Raw genomic sequence first — 17,605 nt, 5'->3', positions numbered from 1 at the left:
TGTTACGGTTTTACCAACCGCGCATCCAGGCTGTTCTGCGCCAGGCGCTTGGCCTGATCCTGGGTCATGCCCAGGTGAGTGTGCAGCGCGTGGAAGTTCTCGGTCACGTAACCGCCGAAGTACGCCGGGTCATCGGAGTTCACCGTGACCTTCACGCCACGCTCGAGCATGTCGAGGATGTTGTGCTGCGACATGTGATCGAACACGCAGAGCTTGGTGTTCGACAGCGGGCATACGGTCAGCGGGATCTGCTCGTCGATGATCCGCTGCATCAGGCGCTCGTCTTCGATGGCGCGCACGCCATGGTCGATACGCTGGATTTTCAGCAGGTCGATGGCTTCCCAAATGTACTCCGGCGGACCTTCTTCGCCAGCGTGGGCGACGGTCAGGAAACCTTCGTGACGGGCACGATCGAACACGCGCTGGAACTTGCTCGGCGGGTGACCCATTTCGGAACTGTCCAGACCTACGGCGACAAATGCATCACGGAACGGCAGCGCCTGGTCGAGGGTTTTCTGCGCTTCGTCTTCGCTCAGGTGGCGCAGGAAACTCAGGATCAAGCCGCTGGTGATGCCCAGTTGCTGCTCGCCATCCTTCAGCGCGGCGGCGATGCCGTTGAGCACCACTTCGAATGGGATGCCACGGTCGGTGTGGGTCTGCGGATCGAAGAACGGTTCGGTGTGGATCACGTTCTGCTCTTTGCAGCGCAGCAGGTAGGCCCAGGTCAGGTCGTAGAAATCCTGGGAGGTGCGCAGCACATCGGCGCCCTGGTAATACAGGTCGAGGAATTCCTGCAGATTGTTGAAGGCGTAAGCCTTGCGCAGGGTTTCGACATCGCTCCACGGCAGGGCGATATTGTTGCGTTCGGCCAGGGCGAACAGCAGTTCGGGCTCCAGCGAGCCTTCGAGGTGCAGGTGCAGTTCGGCCTTGGGCAGGGCGTTGAGCCAGTCGTACATATTCTTTTCTCATCAGGTGCAATGACGGCATTCTACAGATGCCCGCCGAAACAATTGGCAAAACCTGACCAACCGATCCATCACACCGCTTCTTGCTCCCGGCGATAGGCGTAGGTATCGGCGAAGCGCGACAGCAGGAATTCGGCGCAGGTGGTGGTCGGATATTTCGCCGGATGGTGTGCGTCCTGGCAACCGGGCAGGCACTCGATACGCGTGTCCGGGTGCGGTTCGGCGAAGAACGGCATCGAGTAGCGATCCACGCCGAGCGGGCTGATCACCCGGTGCGGAGTCGAGCGATAACGGTCGTTGCTCCAGCGCGCCATCATGTCGCCAAGGTTCACCACGAACGTGCCGTCGATGGGCGGTGCGTCGATCCACTGGCCTTTGACGTTTTTCACCTGCAAGCCGCCGGCGGCATCCTGATACAACAACGTGATGCAGCCGTAATCGGTGTGCGCGCCGGCACCTTGCTGTTCGGCGGAACTGGCGGTGTGGCGCGGCGGGTAGTGGATCATCCGCAGCACGCTGACCGGCTCGTTGAAGCGTGTGTCGAAGAAGTCGCGCTCGATGCCCAGCGCTAACGTCATGGCCCGCAACAGGGTTTGCGCGAGTGCCTGCATGTCGAGGTAATGCTGCTCCATCAGCGTTTCCCAACCGGGAATGGCCGGATGACGGTTGGGGCCACGCAAGGGTTTTTCCGCCAGCACCTCGGGATGATCGGCCGGCAGGTGCAAGCCCATGTCGAAGGTTTCCTTGAGGTCGCTGGGTTTGTCCGGGTCGAGTTGTTCGGTAGCGATGGCGCCGTAGCCGCGATGATGGACGGTCCGGGTGATGTCGATCTTGAGCTTTTCCGCGGTCGGCAATGCAAAGAAGCGCCGGGCGTGAGCGAGCAGGGATTCGATGCGCTGCGCAGAAATCGGGTGGCCCTTGATGTAGAAAAAGCCCCATTCGCGGCAGGCGTGGTCGATCTGTTCGGCGACGGCGGGCCAGGCGTTCTGGTCGTCGGAGTAGAGCGGCGAGATGTCGATGATCGGAAGTTGGTTCATTTCGAATGCTCTTTAATGATCGTTCCCACGTCGAGGCGTCGAACCGTCCGCGTGGGAATGCCTCAATGGACGCTCCGCGTCCGCTTTCGGCAGGGACGCGGAGCGTCCCGGGCTGCATTCCCACGCGGAGCGTGGGAACGATCACAGGGTAGATGTTGGAATTTACTTCGGCATCTCGGCCTTCATGCCTTCGACGTAGTAATTCATCGACGCCAGTTCGGCGTTGGTAGCGCTGACCCTCGCCGGGATTTTCTCGACGCCGGTCTGATCCTTGATCGGCCCGGTGAACGGTTGCAGCGCACCGCTCTTGATGTCGGCGATGATCTGCTCGGCTTCGGCCTTCACCGGTGCCGGCACCAGATCGCTGATCGGCAGTTCGACCGTGCCTTCCTTCAACCCGCCCCAGTAGTCCTGGGATTTCCAGTTGTGGTCGATCACGCTCTGGGTCGCCTGAATGTAGTGCGGCGCCCAGTCGTTGACGATCGAAGTCAGCACCGCTTTCGGCCCGAAGTGCGCCATGTCCGAAGCGTAGCCCACGGCATACACACCGCGTCGCTCGGCGGCCTGGATCGGCGCCGGGCTGTCGGTGTGCTGGAACACCACGTCCACGCCCTGATCGATCAGCGCGTTGGCGGCATCGGCCTCTTTGCCCGGATCGAACCACGAGTTGACCCACACCACTTTGATCTCGGTGCCGGGGTTGTACTTGTTCAGGGCCAGCTGGATGGCGTTGATGTCGCGGATCACTTCGGGGATCGGAAACGAGGCGACGTAGCCGATCTTTTTGGTCTTGGTCATCTTCGCCGCGAGGAAACCACCGACGTAGCGTCCCTCGTAGGTACGCGCGAGATAGGTGCCGAGGTTCTTGTCCTGCTTGTAGCCGGTGGCGTGTTCGAAGGTCACCCTGGGAAACTGCTTGGCGACTTTCACCGTCGGGTTCATGTAGCCGAAAGAGGTGGTGAAGATCAGGTCGTAATTGTCCTTGGCCATGTTGCGGATCACCCGCTCGGCATCGGCGCCTTCGGCGACGTTTTCCACGTAGTTGGTGGTGATCTGCGTGCCGAGTTTTTCCGCCAGCGCCTTGCGCCCCTGTTCATGCTGATACGTCCAGCCGTGGTCGCCGATGGGGCCGATGTAGACGAAACCGACTTTCAATGGATCGGCGGCACTGGCGCTCAGGCTGAGGCCAAGGCCCATGGCGATGCACAGCAGTGTTTGCAGTGGACGTTTTTGCATGAACGCGAACTCCCTTTTGTTGTGTGTGGGGAGGGCAATGCAAAAGACTGACCAAGCGGACAACAAATCGAGTCGAAATCGCGGCGGGGCCTTCGCGAGCAAGCTCGCTCCCATGTGGCAACACGTTGATCAGTGGGAGCGAGCCTGCTCGCGATGAGGCCGGCCGGGCCGAAAAAAGTGCATGTCCGTACAAGGACGCCATCCACTGGTGCGCTAAGGTGTAACGAAACGTTAGCGCCGCCCCGCAGTCAGTAGCTCATTCGCACTCTTCGGCAAAAAGGCCCGTCATGTTCACCATCCTCAAGCAAGAAAGCTTTCTGCTGTTGGCCGTCATTGCCACCTGTGTTGCATATCCGATAGAGCACTGGCTGCTGCACAGCGGCCAGATCGTCGCGCTGACGGCCGGGCTGGTACTGATCGCCTTCATCGTGGCCGCCTCGATGCGTGTCGCCCATCAGGCCGAATTGCTCGCGGAAAAAGTCGGCGACCCGTACGGCACGATGATCCTGACCCTCGCCGCCGTGCTGGTGGAAGTGGTGATCCTGGCGATCATGATGAGCAACGAAGCCTCACCGACATTGGTGCGCGACACGATCTATTCGGCGGTGATGCTCGACATCAACGGCATCCTCGGCCTCGCCGCGCTGATGGGCGGGATCAAGCATGGCGAGCAGTCCTACAACGATGACTCGGCCCGCAGCTACAGCGTGATGATCCTCACCGCCATGGGCGTGTCGATGGTGGTGCCGGAGTTCATCCCCGAGGCCAACTGGAAAATCTATTCGGCGTTCACCATCGGCGCGATGGTGGTGCTTTATGCGTTGTTTCTGCGCATGCAGGTCGGGCCGCATAGTTACTTTTTCAGCTACAGCTACCCGGACAAACGCCGCAAGAAAGAGCCCGTGGAGCAGGAGCCGAAACCGGTCAGCCTGGCGCTGTCGATCGGCATTCTGGTGTTCGGTGTGGTGGTAATCGGCGCACTGGCCGAGGTGATGTCCAAGACCCTTGATCTGGGGCTGGAAGGGACGGGCGCACCACCGGTGATCACGGCGATTCTGGTGGCGGCGATTTCGGCGGCGCCGGAGATTCTGACCGCGTTGCGCGCGGCGTTGGCCAACCGCATGCAGTCGGTGGTCAACATTGCGATGGGCGCTTCGTTATCGACGGTAATTTTGACGGTGCCGGTGATGGAAGCGATGGCGCTCTACACGGGGCAGCCGTTTCAGATGGCGATGACGCCGGTGCAGACGGTGATGATCTTTATCACGCTGATCGTCAGCGCGATCAACCTCAATGACGGCGAGACCAATGCCATTGAGGGCATGACCCACTTTGTGCTGTTTGCGACGTTCATCATGTTGTCGCTGCTGGGGTTGTGATTGATCGTTCCCACGCTCTGCGTGGGAATGCCGCAAGGGACGCTCCGCGTCCAACGCTGGAACGCAGAGCGTCCCGGTATGCATTCCCACGCGGAGCGTGGGAACGATCAGAGGGGGGAGATCAGGTGCCGGCAATCAACTGCCGAGCCGCCTGGCTGTGATCGGCAATCAGGCCTTTGAGATCCAGCCCTTCAACCTGCCCGTCAACCACGCGCCACTTGCCGCCGACCATCACCCGATCTGCGCGATCCGCGCCGCACAACAGCAACGCCGAGATCGGGTCATGGCTGCCGGAGAAGCGCAACTCATCGAGCTTGAACAACGCCAGATCCGCCTGCTTGCCGACCGCCAGTTCGCCGATATCGGTGCGACCCAGCAGGCTCGCCGAACCCTTGGTCGCCCAGCCCAGCACGCGTTCCGGGGTGATCTTCTCGGCGCCATAACGCAGGCGCTGGATGTACAGGGCCTGACGCGCTTCGAGGATCATGTTCGAGGCATCGTTGGACGCCGAGCCATCCACACCGATACCGAACAACGCGCCGGCATCGGTCAGATCGATACTCGGGCAGATGCCGGACGCCAGACGCATGTTCGAGCTCGGGCAATGGCAGATACCGGTGCCGGCCGCGCCGAGGCGGGCAATCTCGTCGGGGTTGAAATGGATGCCGTGGGCCAGCCAGGTGCGCGGGCCGAGCCAGCCGACGCTGTCCAGATAATCCACGGTGCGCAGGCCGAAGCGTTGCAGGCAGAAGTCTTCTTCGTCGAGGGTTTCGGCGAGGTGGGTGTGCAGACGCACATCAAGCTTGTTCGCCAGTTCGGCGCTGGCGGACATGATTTCCGGGGTCACCGAGAACGGCGAACACGGCGCCAGAGCGATCTGGATTTGCGCGCCGTCGCCACGTTCGTGGTACTCGTGAATCAGCCGCTGGCTGTCGTCGAGGATCACCTGACCTTCTTGCACGGTCTGCTGCGGAGGCAGGCCGCCGTCCTTCTCGCCGAGGCTCATCGAACCGCGGGTGAGCATCGCGCGCATGCCCAGTTCGCGCACGGTTTCGACTTGCACGTCGATGGCGTTTTCCAGACCATCCGGGAACAGGTAATGGTGGTCGGCGGCGGTGGTGCAACCCGACAACAGCAACTCGGCCAGCGCGACTTTGGTGGCGAGGGCGAGTTTTTCAGGCGTCAGGCGCGCCCACACCGGGTAGAGGGTTTTCAGCCACGGGAACAACGGCTGATTGACCACCGGCGCCCAGGCGCGGGTCAGGGTCTGATAGAAGTGATGATGGGTGTTGATCAGGCCCGGCAGGATCACGTGTTCACGGGCGTCGAACACTTCATTGCATGGGGCGGAAGGTTGCTGGCCGGCGCCGAGCACTTCGGTGATCACACCGTCTTGCAGCACCAGACCGCCACGGGCATCGAGACCGTTGGCCGTGAAAATGGCGAGGGGATTTTTTAACCAGGTACGGGTCGCAGGCATTGTGGCCGGCTCCTCTGAAAGTGGGGTTCAGGGTTGCCAGCTCAGTGTTGCCCTGTCTGCTGATCCAGGGTCGCCGCGAAGGACGAGGTGCGGAGTTTCGAACAAAATGTTGCGACGGGCAAGCCCGACCCGACCAGACACCGGGATAACCCTGTGGGAGCGAGCGCCCACAGGGTTCAGTGATTACCAGGGAATGGTTTCACCCTTGTAGTTCACGAAGTGGTGGCCGCCCTTGCCGGCAAACGCGTCCACCTGATCCACCAGGCCACGGGTGCTGGTCTCCACGTCGATGTCGGCACCTTCGCCGCCCATGTCGGTTTTCACCCAGCCCGGATGCAGCGACAGCACAGTGAGTTTCTGCTCGCCCAACTGCGTGACGAAGCTGTTGGTCATCGAGTTCAGCGCCGCCTTGCTGGCCTTGTACAGCGCCAGTTCCGGCGCGTCGGGCATGGTCACACTGCCGAGCACCGAACTCATGAACGCCAGCACGCCGCTGCCGTCGCGGATCTGCCCGACAAAGCGCTGGGCCAGATTGATCGGTGCCACCGCGTTGGTGAAGAACAACTGACCGACTTCCGCCAGCGTCGCGCCGCCCGGAGTTTGCACGTCAGGGCCTTTGACTCCGGCGTTGACGAACAGCAGGTCAAAGGTCTCGCCCTTGAGCTTCTGGCTCAGGGCGATTACCGCTTGCTGGTCGTCCATGTCGAGTTTTTCGATCTGTACGTTACCCAGTGCTTTGAGAGCCTCGGCGTTGGAAGGGTTGCGAACCGTGGCGGTGACTTGCCAGCCGTCGGCCAGCAGGGTTTTCACCAGACCCAGGCCCAGGCCCCGGGAGGCGCCGATGATCAGTGCGTGCTTGGCAGGATTCAGTGCGGACATGATTGGCTTTCCTAGAAGGTTGAAAGATCATGGGTTCAATGGACAACGTTGACCGAGCCGATGTTGCAATTCCTGGCGCAACTCACCGAGCTCGGCCATGCGGGTTTCGACCAGCTTGAGTTTGTCTTGCAGCAGTTGCGTGACGGTGGTGTCGGGGTTTGGCGAGTGCCACAACGCGCCAACGCTGTTGCCAATCTCGCCAAGGGTAAAGCCCAGACGTTGCGCCGTTTTGATATAGAGCACCAATTGCACCATCTCCGGCGGATAGTCGCGATAACCGTTGGCGCTGCGTTGCGCCGCGATCAATCCGCGCTCCTCGTAAAAACGCAGCGTGTCACGGCTGACATCGCAGGCCTGGGCCAACTCACCGATGCGCATCTTGCAGGTCTCGAAAGTGTTTGACCCTGGAGCATACTCCAGGCTTTACCGTAGTTGCTCCCTGAATTTTCGGAGCAAGGATGATGTGGACTTCAACGCAGTATCGGCAGGTGGTGCGCGGCAGCGCCTGGTATGACTTGATCGTGACGGCGGCGTTTGTCACGCCGTGGAGTTTTGCTGTGTTGCATGGGTTGCTGACGGCGCTCAGTCAGGCGCTGGAGCTGCCCGGCGAGCTGCCGCCGTTCGAACCTGCACATCTGTTGATAGCCAATTTGTTCGGTTCGGTGGTGTGCATGTGGGCGGTGCTGCGGATTCGTGATCCGCAGCCGGTTTATGGGCGCTATGACGCGGTGACGCGATTTCTCTTCGCCGGGTGGATGACGTATGCCGTGGCCCACGGCGCCAGCTCGTTGGTGGTGGGTTTCCTGGTTCTCGAAGTGGCGTGGGGCATTGCTCAGGCGTTGCCGGTTCGGCCGCTGTCGCGAGCCGTAACGGCTTAGCGCCCGGCCTGCCACGGCTGCCCCAGTGACACCGGCGCATACAACCGCGTACGCAGCGCATCCCGCGACAACAACACCAGCACCAGAATCGTCGCGACGTACGGCAACATCGCCAGCAGACTCGAAGGAATCGCCAGCCCCAACCCCTGCGCCACCAGGTGCAGGATGCTGGCGAGTCCGAACAGATACGCCCCGAGCAATAGTCGCCACACCCGCCAACTGGCGAACACCACCAGCGCCAGGGCGATCCAGCCGCGTCCGGCGGTCATGTTCTCGGCCCACATCGGCGTGTACGCCAGCGACAGATAAGCGCCGGCCAGTCCGGCCATCGCCCCGCCGAACAATACCGCCAGTGTGCGCACGGTCAGCACCGGCAAACCCATGGCACTGGCCGCATCCGGGTTCTCGCCGACCGCTTGAATGATCAGCCCGACACGGCTTTTCACGATCACCCACGCCACCAGCGCGAACAGCGCGAACGACAGGTACACCAGCAGATCCTGGGCAAACAGCATCCGACCGATCAGCGGGATTTCGCTCAGGTAGGGAATCGCCAGCGGCTCGAATCCCGCCAGCGGTTTACCAACCCACGCCGCTCCGACAAAGGTCGACAGGCCCACGCCAAAAATCGTCAGCGCCAGCCCGGTTGCCACCTGATTGGCGTTGAACACCAGCGCCACCAGCGCAAACAGCGACGACAACAGCATCCCGGCGAGCATCGCCAACACAACGCCCAACCAAAGGTTGCCGCTGTTGAACGCGACGATGAAACCAATCACCGCGCCAAACAGCATCATGCCTTCCTGGCCAAGGTTGAGTACGCCGCTCTTCTCGCAGATCAATTCACCCAGCGCCACCAACAGCAGTGGCGTACCGCAGCGCACCATGGCATAGAAAATATTGCTCAGCAGATCGATATCCATCACAGCGCTCCGGCGGTTACGGCGGTGGTAGAAGTGCGCCGCACCCAGCGCAGATTAAGACGTGGCCGATAGAGGATCAGCACGTCACAGGCCAGCAGGAAAAACAGCATCATTCCCTGGAACAACTGGGTGATCGCCTGCGGCAGGTTCAGCGTCATCTGTGCGCTCTCGCCACCGATGTACAGCAATGCCATCAACAGGCTGGAAAACAGAATGCCGATCGGATTGAGCCGCCCGAGGAACGCCACGGTGATCGCCGCATAGCCGTAGCCCGGCGAGACCTGCGGCACCAGTTGGCCGATCGGCCCGGTGACTTCGCAGACACCGGCGAGCCCGGCCAATCCACCACTGATCAGCAGGGCGAGCCAGATCAGCCGCTTTTCGCGAAACCCGACAAACCCTGCCGCACGCTTGTCCAGCCCTAGCACCTTGATCTGGAAACCGACAAAGCTTTTCTGCAGCAACACCCACACCGCGACCAGCGCGAGCAAGGCGAAATACACGCCGATATGTGCCCGCCCGTCTTCCATCAACAGCGGCAGGCGGCTGGCGTCGCTGAACATCGCCGACTCGGGAAAGTTGAATCCGGCCGGATCCTTCAGCGGCCCGTGTACGCAGAACAGCAACAGGTTCAGCGCGATGTAATTGAGCATGATGCTGGTGAGGATTTCGTTGGCGTTGAAGCGCGTGCGCAACCAGGCGGTGAGCCCGGCCCACGCGGCGCCGGCGAACGTGCCAGTCAGCAGGATCAGCACCAGCGCCCAACGGCTTTGCACATCGATGATGTTCACCGCCAGCGCACTGCCGGCGAGGGCGCCGAGCAGCAATTGGCCTTCGGCGCCGATGTTCCAGATCCGCGCCTGATAGGCCACTGCGAGGCCCAACGCACACAACAGAATCGGCAGGGTTTTGACCAGCAGCTCGGAGACGCCGTACAGGTCACTGATCGGGGCGATCAACAAGGTGTGCAAAGTCTTCAGCGGATCATGGCCAAGGGCGACGAACAGCAAAGATCCGCAGACCAGCGTCAGCGCCGCCGCCAGCACCGGCGAGCACCACAGCATCAGGCGCGACTGCCGGCCACGGGGTTCGAGGGAAAGCAACATGGGAAAACTCCGTTAAACCGTGGCCGGTTGTGATTGAGGGGTGTCGAACTGGCCGGCCATCCAGCCGCCGACGTCGCTGAGGCGGGTCAGCGCCGTGTCCTGCAACGCTGACAGGCGCCCGCCGCACAGCGCGCCGAGGCGGTCGCTGATCTGGAACAGTTCGTCGAGGTCTTCGGAGATCACCAGAATCGCCGCCCCGGCATCGCGCAGGGCAATCAGCGCGCGGTGGATGGTGGCCGCCGCGCCGACATCCACGCCCCAGGTCGGGTGCGCGGCGATCAGCAGTTTCGGTTGCTGGAGGATTTCCCGGCCGAGGATGAATTTCTGCAGGTTGCCGCCGGACAGGCTGCGGGCGGCGGTCTGGGTGTCCGGGGTTTTCACGCCGAAGCGCTGGATGATCGTTCGGGCGAGGGTTTCGACCTTGCCGCGCTCTATCAAGCCGTGGCTGACCAGGCCTTGTTGAAAAGCGGTGAGCAGGGCGTTGTCCGCCAGGCTCATGTCCGGCACCGCGCCATGCCCGAGGCGTTCGGCGGGGACGAACGCCAGGCCGAGTTTGCGTCGCGCATCCGGGCGCCGATCGGCGACGGGGTGTTCTCGGAAACGGATGGTTGCCGCTGATTCGCGGGGCAACGTTTGTTCGCCGCTGAGCAAGGCGAGTAACTCGTCCTGACCGTTGCCCGCCACGCCGGCGATGCCGACGATTTCACCGCTGCGCACCTGCAGATCGATGTCGCTCAGGGAGCAGCCGAACGGATCCGGGTTGTGCCAGTTCAATCCACTGACCTGCAAGAACGCCACGCCACCGGTGACCTTCGTGAACTCGCCGATCAATGTCGCGGCTTCTCCCACCATCAATTGCGCCAGTTGCCGATCAGTGCAGTCGGCCGGTACGCAATGCCCGGCCACTCGGCCACCACGCAATACCGTGGCGCTGTGGCACAAGGCGCGCACCTCGCCGAGTTTGTGGCTGATGAACAGAATGCTGCAGCCCTCGGCCGCGAGCCGGCGCAGGGTGATGAACAACTCGTCGGCTTCCTGCGGCGTGAGCACCGAGGTCGGCTCATCGAGAATCAGCAGGCGAATGTCCTGCATCAGGCAACGAACGATCTCGACTCGTTGCCGCTCGCCGATCGACAGGCTGTGGACAAGTCGCTGGGGTTCCAGCGCCATGCCATATCGGCGCGACACTTCACGGATTTTCGCCTCAAGCTGTTTCGGCGAACCGGCCGCTGCACCCATCGCCAATGCAATGTTTTGCGCCACGCTCAAAGTCTCGAACAGCGAGAAGTGCTGGAACACCATGCCGATGCCCAACTGCCGCGCCTGGGCCGGATTGCGCATGCTCACCGGTTGACCCTGCCACAGCATCTCGCCCGAATCGGCCTGGGTGACGCCGTAGATGATCTTCATCAACGTGCTTTTGCCTGCACCGTTTTCACCGAGCAGCGCGTGGATTTCACCGGGGGCGATGCTCAGGTCGATGGCGTCATTGGCGAGGCAACCGGGATAACGTTTGCTGATGTGGCGCAGTTGCAGGCGCGGTGTGGACGTGGGGTTTGGCATGACAGGCTCGGGTCGCTTGGAGTTGTGCCTGTGGATAAAGCAATTTCCTGGCCATTGAGTCAGGAACGCAGGCGACTGCTGTTTGCCAGCCTGTGGCGTAGAGCCTGTGAAATGAATTCGACGTCTTGCGCGGCACCACTTGAGGGCAAAGCCTTTGATCAGGCTCCAGTTTTGCCCGCACCGGGCTGATCAAAAAACGAACAACCTCGCCAAAGCCATGCAGAACCTGCGACTGCGCCAGCCATGAACGGCTTATCCACAGGTTGCTCCACAGTATTTGTGCGCAAGACAAAATCGCGGGCATAAGCACTGCCGGGCTTTCTTCTAAAAGCGATAAACAACGCTAAGCGATTGTTTTTACGTGAAATTGTTCGTTGTGATGGGCGATTGGACGAAAAGTGAGCAAATCCCGCAAAGCCACGTGACAGAAGGGTTACAGCCTCCTGTGCTCAGGTTATCCACAGCCGGGTGCACAGCGGATGTGGGCAAGTCTCGGGTATAAGCAAATCGGCTTGTGCCCTAAAAAATGGCGGGGCTTCAACGCTGCAGCAGGATTCGCCCACGGCTCAGATCGGCCAACTGATTCTGCAACTGCTCGATGTGCGCTTCACCCACGGCCAGTTGCAGCTCGACACCATTGGCGGTGAAGTTTTCCTCGACCACCAATCCGCCCAGATCCGCGACCCGCAGTTTCACCAGCGCCAGTTCGCCAAAGGCGCAGGCGCAACGCACGGGCACGCGACTGATCAACTCGATCTTCGGCGCTGCCTGCAGGCATTTGTTGGCGCCGCCGCCATAGGCCCGGGCCAGACCGCCGGTGCCCAGTTGAATGCCGCCGTACCAACGGATCACCAGCACCGCGACCTGATCGCAGTCCTGCGCTTCGATGGCCGCGAGAATCGGCCGTCCGGCGGTGCCGCCGGGTTCGCCGTCGTCGTTGCTGCGGTATTGATCGCCTAGCTTCCACGCCCAGCAATTGTGCGAAGCGTTCAAGTCGCTGTGCTGCTCGATGAAGGCTTGCGCCTCAGCGGGGCTGCCGATCGGCGCGGCGAAGGTGATGAAACGGCTTTTGCGAATCTCTTCGCGGAATTCGCAAAAGCCGCTGAGGGTGAATGGCATAAAACGACTTATATAGAAGAAGTGAGGCCGCAGCCTTTGAGGATGATGCGGATCAGATTGTTGCCGGCGTCTTCCATGTCCTGTTTGGTCAACTTGCTGCGACCGGTCACGCGGCAGATCTGGGTGGCGAAGTCGGCGTAATGCTGGGTGCTGCCCCACAACAGGAAGATCAAGTGCACCGGGTCGACCGGGTCCATCTTGCCCGCGTCGATCCAGGCCTGGAACACCCCGGCGCGGCCCTGGAACCAGGCGCGGTAATCCTGGTTGAAATATTCGGTCAGGCATTCGCCGCCGCTGATCACTTCCATCGCAAAGATCCGCGATGCTTGCGGCTGGCGACGGGAGAATTCCATTTTCGCTCGGATGTAGCGGGTCAGCGCTTCGGCCGGATCGTCCTCGGCCGTCAGGGTGTTGAAGGTGCTGTCCCACAATTGAAGGATGTTGCTCAGCACCGCCACGTACAGTCCCAGTTTGTTGGTGAAGTAGTAATGCAGATTCGCCTTGGGCAGTCCGGCCTTGGTGGCGATGGTGTTCATGCTCGTGCCTTTGTACCCGTGACGGGCGAACTCGTCTTCGGCGGCTTTGATGATGGTCTCTTCGTTCTTCTGACGAATGCGGCTGGCAGGTTTGCCGCCGTGAGCGGGGACTTCAAAGGTCATAGGCACTTCCGGGTTGGTCTGTGGGGTGCAACCAGTTGCGTTGATAGCGCAACCACCGGCGCGGGACAAGCCCCGGGCGAATAAAACCCCGGTCGTCAGCGGGTGGCTGCGAGGCTTTCGAGAAAGCTTTCCAGTACCAGATGAGGGCGGCGGCCCTTGCGGGTGACCGAAGCCAGGCTCAAATCATAGAAACGGGTGCTGGCCTTGAGTGCGCGCAAGCGACCTTGTTGAACCCAGAGACTGGCGTAGTGATCCGGCAGGTAGCCGATGTAACGCCCGGTCAGAATCAGGAACGCCATGCCTTCGCGGTCGGAAGCGCTGGCGGTGCAATTGAGGGCCTGATAGTGCGCCTGGATCTCTGCCGGCAAACGGAAGGTCGGGGCGATGGCGTCCTGACTGTTCAAGCGCTCGTCATCCAGCTGTTTATCGTCGACGTAAAACAAAGGATGACCAACTGCGCAGTAGAGAAGCGAACGTTCGCTGTACAGCGGTTGGTATTCCAGTCCCGACAACGCGCTGGCCTGCGGCACCACGCCGACATGCAGGCGTCCGTCGAGTACGCCTTGTTCGACTTCGTTGGGGGCGATCATGCGGATCTGGATCTGCACGTCCGGCCCGCGCTCCTTCAATTGCGCGAGCGCGTGGGTGATGCGCATGTGGGGCAGGGTGACGAGGTTGTCGGTCAGGCCGATGATCAGCTCGCCGCGCAAGTGCTGGTGCAGGCCGTTGACCTCAGTGCGAAAACTCTCCAGTGCACTCAACAGCTGCAGCGCCGACTGGTAAACCTCCCGACCCTCTTCGGTCAGGGAGAAACCGGCGCGCCCGCGTTGGCACAGACGCAGGCCGAGACGTTGTTCCAGATCACTCATCTGCTGGCTGATCGCCGAGCGACCGATGCCGAGCACGGTTTCCGCCGCCGAGAAGCCGCCGCACTCCACCACGCTGCGAAAAATCCGCAGCAGGCGAATGTCAAAGTCACTGACCTGGGCCAGTGGATCGGGGCGGCGGCTGCTCATGCTGGTGTTCTCATTGTTTAGCAGAGTTCTAACTGAAGGTTAGAAGAGTTGAATTTCACCGACTTTATCCCCGTGGCAATTTACCTGCAACAACGCTTTCTATCTCTCTGAAGCTTATTGCCCTGCGAGGTTTTGCCCGATGAACATGCCTGAAAACGCGCCGTCGCCACTGGCCAGCCAACTGAAGCTGGACGCGCACTGGATGCCGTACACCGCCAACCGCAACTTCCAGCGCGACCCGCGCCTGATCGTTGGTGCCGAAGGCAGCTGGCTGATCGACGACAAGGGCCGCAAGGTATACGACTCGCTGTCCGGTCTGTGGACCTGCGGCGCCGGGCATACCCGCAAGGAAATCCAGGAAGCGGTGGCCAAGCAGTTGGGCACCCTCGATTACTCGCCGGGCTTCCAGTACGGCCACCCGCTGTCGTTCCAGTTGGCGGAGAAAATCACCGACCTGACGCCGGGCAACCTGAATCACGTGTTCTTCACTGACTCCGGTTCCGAGTGCGCCGATACCGCGGTGAAAATGGTCCGTGCCTACTGGCGCCTGAAAGGCCAGTCGACCAAGACCAAAATGATCGGCCGCGCCCGTGGCTACCACGGCGTGAACATCGCCGGCACCAGCCTCGGTGGCGTCAACGGCAACCGCAAGCTGTTCGGTCAGGCGATGATGGACGTCGATCACCTGCCGCACACTCTGCTGGCGAGCAATGCGTTCTCCCGTGGCATGCCGGAGCAGGGTGGTATCGCCCTGGCCGATGAGCTGCTGAAACTGATCGAGCTGCACGATGCTTCGAACATCGCAGCGGTGTTCGTTGAGCCGATGGCCGGCTCCGCTGGTGTGCTGGTTCCGCCACAGGGCTACCTCAAGCGTCTGCGTGAAATCTGCGACCAGCACAACATCCTGCTGGTATTCGACGAAGTGATTACCGGGTTCGGCCGTACCGGCACCATGTTCGGCGCCACCACGTTCGGCGTGACCCCGGACCTGATGTGCATCGCCAAGCAAGTCACCAACGGCGCGATCCCGATGGGCGCGGTGATTGCCAGCTCCGAGATCTACCAGACCTTCATGAACCAGCCGACCCCGGAATACGCCGTGGAATTCCCGCACGGCTACACCTACTCGGCGCACCCGGTGGCTTGCGCCGCAGGTCTCGCGGCACTCGACCTGCTGCAAAAGGAAAACCTGGTACAGAGCGTGGCCGAAGTCGCACCGCATTTCGAAAATGCTCTGCATGGTCTGAAAGGCGCGAAGAACGTCATCGACATTCGCAACTTCGGCCTGGCCGGTGCGATCCAGATTGCGGGCCGTGACGGCGACGCCATCGTGCGTCCATTCGAAGCCGGCATGGCGTTGTGGAAAGCCGGGTTCTACGTGCGCTTCGGTGGCGACACCCTGCAGTTCGGCCCAACCTTCAACAGCAAGCCGCAGGACCTTGATCGTCTGTTCGACGCGGTCGGCGAAGTGCTGAACAAGCTCGACTGATTTTTCCTTCTATATAGATACGCCAATAGCAGGCGCCCTTCCGGGCGTCTGCGCACAAGAATTCAGGAGTTCCCCGATGAGCGTTATCCCGCATTTGATCAATGGCGAACTGGTGACCGAGAACGGTCGCGCGGTCGATGTGTTCAACCCGTCCACCGGTCAGGCTATCCACAAGCTGCCACTGGCCAGCCGCGAAACCATCCAGCACGCCATCGACGCCGCCAAGGCTGCGTTCCCGGCCTGGCGCAACACGCCACCGGCCAAACGTGCCCAGGTGATGTTCCGTTTCAAGCAACTGCTGGAGCAGAACGAAGCGCGCATCGCGCAATTGATCAGCGAAGAACACGGCAAGACCCTGGAAGACGCTGCCGGTGAACTGAAGCGTGGTATCGAAAACGTCGAGTTCGCCTGCGCAGCGCCGGAAATCCTCAAGGGCGAGTACAGCCGCAACGTCGGCCCGAACATCGACGCTTGGTCGGACTTCCAGCCGCTGGGCGTGGTGGCCGGTATCACCCCGTTCAACTTCCCGGCGATGGTGCCGCTGTGGATGTATCCGCTGGCGATCGTTTGCGGCAACTGCTTCATCCTCAAGCCGTCCGAGCGTGATCCGAGCTCGACCCTGCTGATCGCGCAACTGCTGCTGGAAGCCGGTCTGCCGAAAGGTGTGCTGAGCGTGGTGCACGGTGACAAGGCTGCGGTGGACGCGCTGATCGAAGCGCCGGAAGTCAAAGCGCTGAGCTTCGTGGGTTCGACGCCGATTGCCGAATACATCTATGCCGAAGGCACCAAACGCGGCAAACGCGTGCAGGCCTTGGGCGGCGCGAAGAACCACGCGGTGCTGATGCCGGATGCGGATCTGGACAACGCAGTCAGCGCGCTGATGGGCGCGGCTTACGGTTCCTGCGGCGAACGCTGCATGGCGATTTCGGTAGCCGTGTGTGTGGGCGATCAGGTGGCTGACGCACTGGTGGCCAAACTGGTTCCACAGATCAAGGCGCTGAAAATCGGTGCCGGCACTTCTTGCGGTCTGGACATGGGGCCGCTGGTCACCGGTCAGGCGCGCGACAAGGTCAGCGGCTATGTCGAAGACGGCGTGGCGGCGGGCGCGACCCTGGTGGTCGACGGTCGTGGTCTGAGCGTTGCCGGTCATGAAGAAGGCTTCTTCCTGGGGGGCTGCCTGTTCGACAACGTCACTCCTGAGATGCGTATCTATAAAGAAGAGATCTTCGGGCCGGTGCTGTGCGTCGTCCGGGTGAACAGCCTGGAAGAGGCGATGCAACTGATCAACGATCACGAATACGGCAACGGCACTTGCATCTTCACCCGTGACGGTGAAGCGGCGCGTCTGTTCTGCGACGAGATCGAAGTCGGCATGGTCGGCGTCAACGTTCCATTGCCGGTGCCAGTGGCTTACCACAGCTTCGGTGGTTGGAAGCGTTCGCTGTTCGGCGATCTGCATGCCTATGGTCCGGATGGTGTGCGCTTCTATACCCGTCGCAAGGCGATCACCCAGCGCTGGCCGCAGCGTGCGAGCCATGAGGCTTCGCAATTCGCTTTCCCTAGCTTGTAAGTAGAAGGTCAGTGCAACGAAGGCCGACCTTTTAAGGTCGGCCTTCGCGTTTCGGGGCTTTTTTGACCGATATGACAGATTTATGAAAATAAGGGTTGACGGCAAATTCTGAGTCTCTATAATTCGCCCCACTTCCGGCGCAGTCGAAACGGAAAACTCCTTGAGATTCAATGAGTTAGGTAGGTTTCGAAGGCGGGTCGCTTCAGTTCATCGAAGCCTGGAAGGAGTTGGAAATGTCGACTTGTTCGGCGCTTTTAACGGTTCGATCTTCTCGGTCGAAAGCGGAGAAAAAGAGGTGTTGACAGC

At 61.2% G+C, this 17,605-nt stretch carries 16 protein-coding genes; 4 read left to right on the top strand and 12 right to left on the bottom strand.

Annotation, left to right across the window (positions count from 1 at the left end; translation table 11 throughout):
* Positions 1–2: 2 nt before the first annotated feature.
* From GQX66_RS27360 to GQX66_RS27350, 3 genes are all read right to left on the bottom strand, one after another.
* Complete coding sequence (locus tag GQX66_RS27360) at positions 3–956, bottom strand: adenosine deaminase (RefSeq protein ID WP_102688503.1); 954 nt, start codon at positions 954–956, stop codon at positions 3–5.
* An 80-nt stretch (positions 957–1,036) separates the two neighbouring features.
* Positions 1,037–2,002: a 2-oxoglutarate and iron-dependent oxygenase domain-containing protein gene (locus GQX66_RS27355; protein ID WP_240872060.1), complete on the bottom strand. Its 966-nt coding sequence runs from the start codon at positions 2,000–2,002 to the stop codon at positions 1,037–1,039.
* A 162-nt stretch (positions 2,003–2,164) separates the two neighbouring features.
* Positions 2,165–3,238 (bottom strand): BMP family ABC transporter substrate-binding protein, encoded by a 1,074-nt coding sequence (locus GQX66_RS27350; protein WP_240872059.1) that lies wholly within the window; start codon positions 3,236–3,238, stop codon positions 2,165–2,167.
* A gap of 287 nt (positions 3,239–3,525) precedes the next feature.
* On the opposite strand from GQX66_RS27350, the gene GQX66_RS27345 reads away from it, so the two are divergent.
* The gene (locus tag GQX66_RS27345; RefSeq protein WP_240872058.1) at positions 3,526–4,617 is read left to right on the top strand and encodes a calcium:proton antiporter; all 1,092 of its coding nucleotides are present in this window, start codon (positions 3,526–3,528) and stop codon (positions 4,615–4,617) included.
* A gap of 121 nt (positions 4,618–4,738) precedes the next feature.
* Here GQX66_RS27345 and GQX66_RS27340 read toward each other — a convergent pair whose 3' ends face one another.
* The 3 genes from GQX66_RS27340 to GQX66_RS27330 form a co-directional block, all read right to left on the bottom strand.
* Positions 4,739–6,097 carry an 8-oxoguanine deaminase gene (locus tag GQX66_RS27340; protein WP_129974077.1) on the bottom strand — a complete coding sequence of 453 codons (1,359 nt, stop codon included), beginning with the start codon at positions 6,095–6,097 and terminating at the stop codon, positions 4,739–4,741.
* 183 nt (positions 6,098–6,280) lie between these two features.
* Positions 6,281–6,967 carry an SDR family oxidoreductase gene (locus GQX66_RS27335; protein ID WP_240872122.1) on the bottom strand — a complete coding sequence of 229 codons (687 nt, stop codon included), beginning with the start codon at positions 6,965–6,967 and terminating at the stop codon, positions 6,281–6,283.
* A gap of 36 nt (positions 6,968–7,003) precedes the next feature.
* A complete protein-coding gene (locus tag GQX66_RS27330; RefSeq protein ID WP_011332318.1) occupies positions 7,004–7,354 on the bottom strand; it encodes a MerR family transcriptional regulator in 351 nt (116 codons plus the stop codon).
* Positions 7,355–7,437: 83 nt separating this feature from the next.
* On the opposite strand from GQX66_RS27330, the gene GQX66_RS27325 reads away from it, so the two are divergent.
* The gene (locus GQX66_RS27325) at positions 7,438–7,854 is read left to right on the top strand and encodes a hypothetical protein (RefSeq protein ID WP_085748601.1); all 417 of its coding nucleotides are present in this window, start codon (positions 7,438–7,440) and stop codon (positions 7,852–7,854) included.
* On the opposite strand, the gene GQX66_RS27320 is transcribed toward GQX66_RS27325, so the two are convergent.
* The 6 genes from GQX66_RS27320 to GQX66_RS27295 all read right to left on the bottom strand — a co-directional run bounded on the left by GQX66_RS27320 (position 7,851) and on the right by GQX66_RS27295 (position 14,240).
* Entirely contained in the window at positions 7,851–8,777 is a 927-nt protein-coding gene (locus GQX66_RS27320; protein ID WP_129974076.1) for an ABC transporter permease, read from the bottom strand. The two genes, GQX66_RS27325 and GQX66_RS27320, sit on opposite strands and share 4 nt — an antisense overlap.
* Positions 8,777–9,883: an ABC transporter permease gene (locus GQX66_RS27315; RefSeq protein ID WP_102688497.1), complete on the bottom strand. Its 1,107-nt coding sequence runs from the start codon at positions 9,881–9,883 to the stop codon at positions 8,777–8,779. The genes GQX66_RS27320 and GQX66_RS27315 overlap by 1 nt, the downstream gene beginning before the upstream one ends.
* A gap of 12 nt (positions 9,884–9,895) precedes the next feature.
* A complete protein-coding gene (locus GQX66_RS27310; protein WP_102718464.1) occupies positions 9,896–11,446 on the bottom strand; it encodes an ABC transporter ATP-binding protein in 1,551 nt (516 codons plus the stop codon).
* A 537-nt stretch (positions 11,447–11,983) separates the two neighbouring features.
* A complete protein-coding gene (locus GQX66_RS27305) occupies positions 11,984–12,565 on the bottom strand; it encodes a YigZ family protein (protein ID WP_102718463.1) in 582 nt (193 codons plus the stop codon).
* A gap of 8 nt (positions 12,566–12,573) precedes the next feature.
* Positions 12,574–13,224 carry a TetR/AcrR family transcriptional regulator gene (locus tag GQX66_RS27300; RefSeq protein ID WP_011332324.1) on the bottom strand — a complete coding sequence of 217 codons (651 nt, stop codon included), beginning with the start codon at positions 13,222–13,224 and terminating at the stop codon, positions 12,574–12,576.
* 95 nt (positions 13,225–13,319) lie between these two features.
* The gene (locus tag GQX66_RS27295) at positions 13,320–14,240 is read right to left on the bottom strand and encodes a LysR family transcriptional regulator (protein ID WP_007958517.1); all 921 of its coding nucleotides are present in this window, start codon (positions 14,238–14,240) and stop codon (positions 13,320–13,322) included.
* A gap of 139 nt (positions 14,241–14,379) precedes the next feature.
* Between GQX66_RS27295 and GQX66_RS27290 the strand changes: the two genes are divergently transcribed.
* Both GQX66_RS27290 and GQX66_RS27285 read left to right on the top strand, forming a co-directional pair.
* Positions 14,380–15,729 (top strand): aspartate aminotransferase family protein, encoded by a 1,350-nt coding sequence (locus tag GQX66_RS27290; protein ID WP_011332325.1) that lies wholly within the window; start codon positions 14,380–14,382, stop codon positions 15,727–15,729.
* Between the two features lie 76 nt (positions 15,730–15,805).
* Entirely contained in the window at positions 15,806–17,299 is a 1,494-nt protein-coding gene (locus GQX66_RS27285; RefSeq protein ID WP_240872057.1) for a CoA-acylating methylmalonate-semialdehyde dehydrogenase, read from the top strand.
* The last annotated feature ends 306 nt before the right edge of the window (positions 17,300–17,605 follow it).

This window comes from Pseudomonas sp. B707, from assembly GCF_022496685.1.
GTDB classification, from domain to species: Bacteria; Pseudomonadota; Gammaproteobacteria; order Pseudomonadales; family Pseudomonadaceae; genus Aquipseudomonas; species Aquipseudomonas paraglycinae.
This window is presented reverse-complemented; position numbering and strand designations above follow the sequence as displayed.

Excerpts from the sequence above, each read along its gene's own strand:
- GQX66_RS27360 (WP_102688503.1), bottom strand. The coding sequence starts at position 956 with ATGTACGACTGGCTCAACGCCCTGCCCAAGGCCGAACTGCACCTGCAC.
- GQX66_RS27355 (WP_240872060.1), bottom strand. The coding sequence starts at position 2,002 with ATGAACCAACTTCCGATCATCGACATCTCGCCGCTCTACTCCGACGAC.
- GQX66_RS27350 (WP_240872059.1), bottom strand. The coding sequence starts at position 3,238 with ATGCAAAAACGTCCACTGCAAACACTGCTGTGCATCGCCATGGGCCTT.
- GQX66_RS27345 (WP_240872058.1), top strand. The coding sequence starts at position 3,526 with ATGTTCACCATCCTCAAGCAAGAAAGCTTTCTGCTGTTGGCCGTCATT.
- GQX66_RS27340 (WP_129974077.1), bottom strand. The coding sequence starts at position 6,097 with ATGCCTGCGACCCGTACCTGGTTAAAAAATCCCCTCGCCATTTTCACG.
- GQX66_RS27330 (WP_011332318.1), bottom strand. The coding sequence starts at position 7,354 with ATGCGCATCGGTGAGTTGGCCCAGGCCTGCGATGTCAGCCGTGACACG.
- GQX66_RS27325 (WP_085748601.1), top strand. The coding sequence starts at position 7,438 with ATGTGGACTTCAACGCAGTATCGGCAGGTGGTGCGCGGCAGCGCCTGG.
- GQX66_RS27320 (WP_129974076.1), bottom strand. The coding sequence starts at position 8,777 with ATGGATATCGATCTGCTGAGCAATATTTTCTATGCCATGGTGCGCTGC.
- GQX66_RS27315 (WP_102688497.1), bottom strand. The coding sequence starts at position 9,883 with ATGTTGCTTTCCCTCGAACCCCGTGGCCGGCAGTCGCGCCTGATGCTG.
- GQX66_RS27310 (WP_102718464.1), bottom strand. The coding sequence starts at position 11,446 with ATGCCAAACCCCACGTCCACACCGCGCCTGCAACTGCGCCACATCAGC.
- GQX66_RS27305 (WP_102718463.1), bottom strand. The coding sequence starts at position 12,565 with ATGCCATTCACCCTCAGCGGCTTTTGCGAATTCCGCGAAGAGATTCGC.
- GQX66_RS27300 (WP_011332324.1), bottom strand. The coding sequence starts at position 13,224 with ATGACCTTTGAAGTCCCCGCTCACGGCGGCAAACCTGCCAGCCGCATT.
- GQX66_RS27295 (WP_007958517.1), bottom strand. The coding sequence starts at position 14,240 with ATGAGCAGCCGCCGCCCCGATCCACTGGCCCAGGTCAGTGACTTTGAC.
- GQX66_RS27290 (WP_011332325.1), top strand. The coding sequence starts at position 14,380 with ATGAACATGCCTGAAAACGCGCCGTCGCCACTGGCCAGCCAACTGAAG.
- GQX66_RS27285 (WP_240872057.1), top strand. The coding sequence starts at position 15,806 with ATGAGCGTTATCCCGCATTTGATCAATGGCGAACTGGTGACCGAGAAC.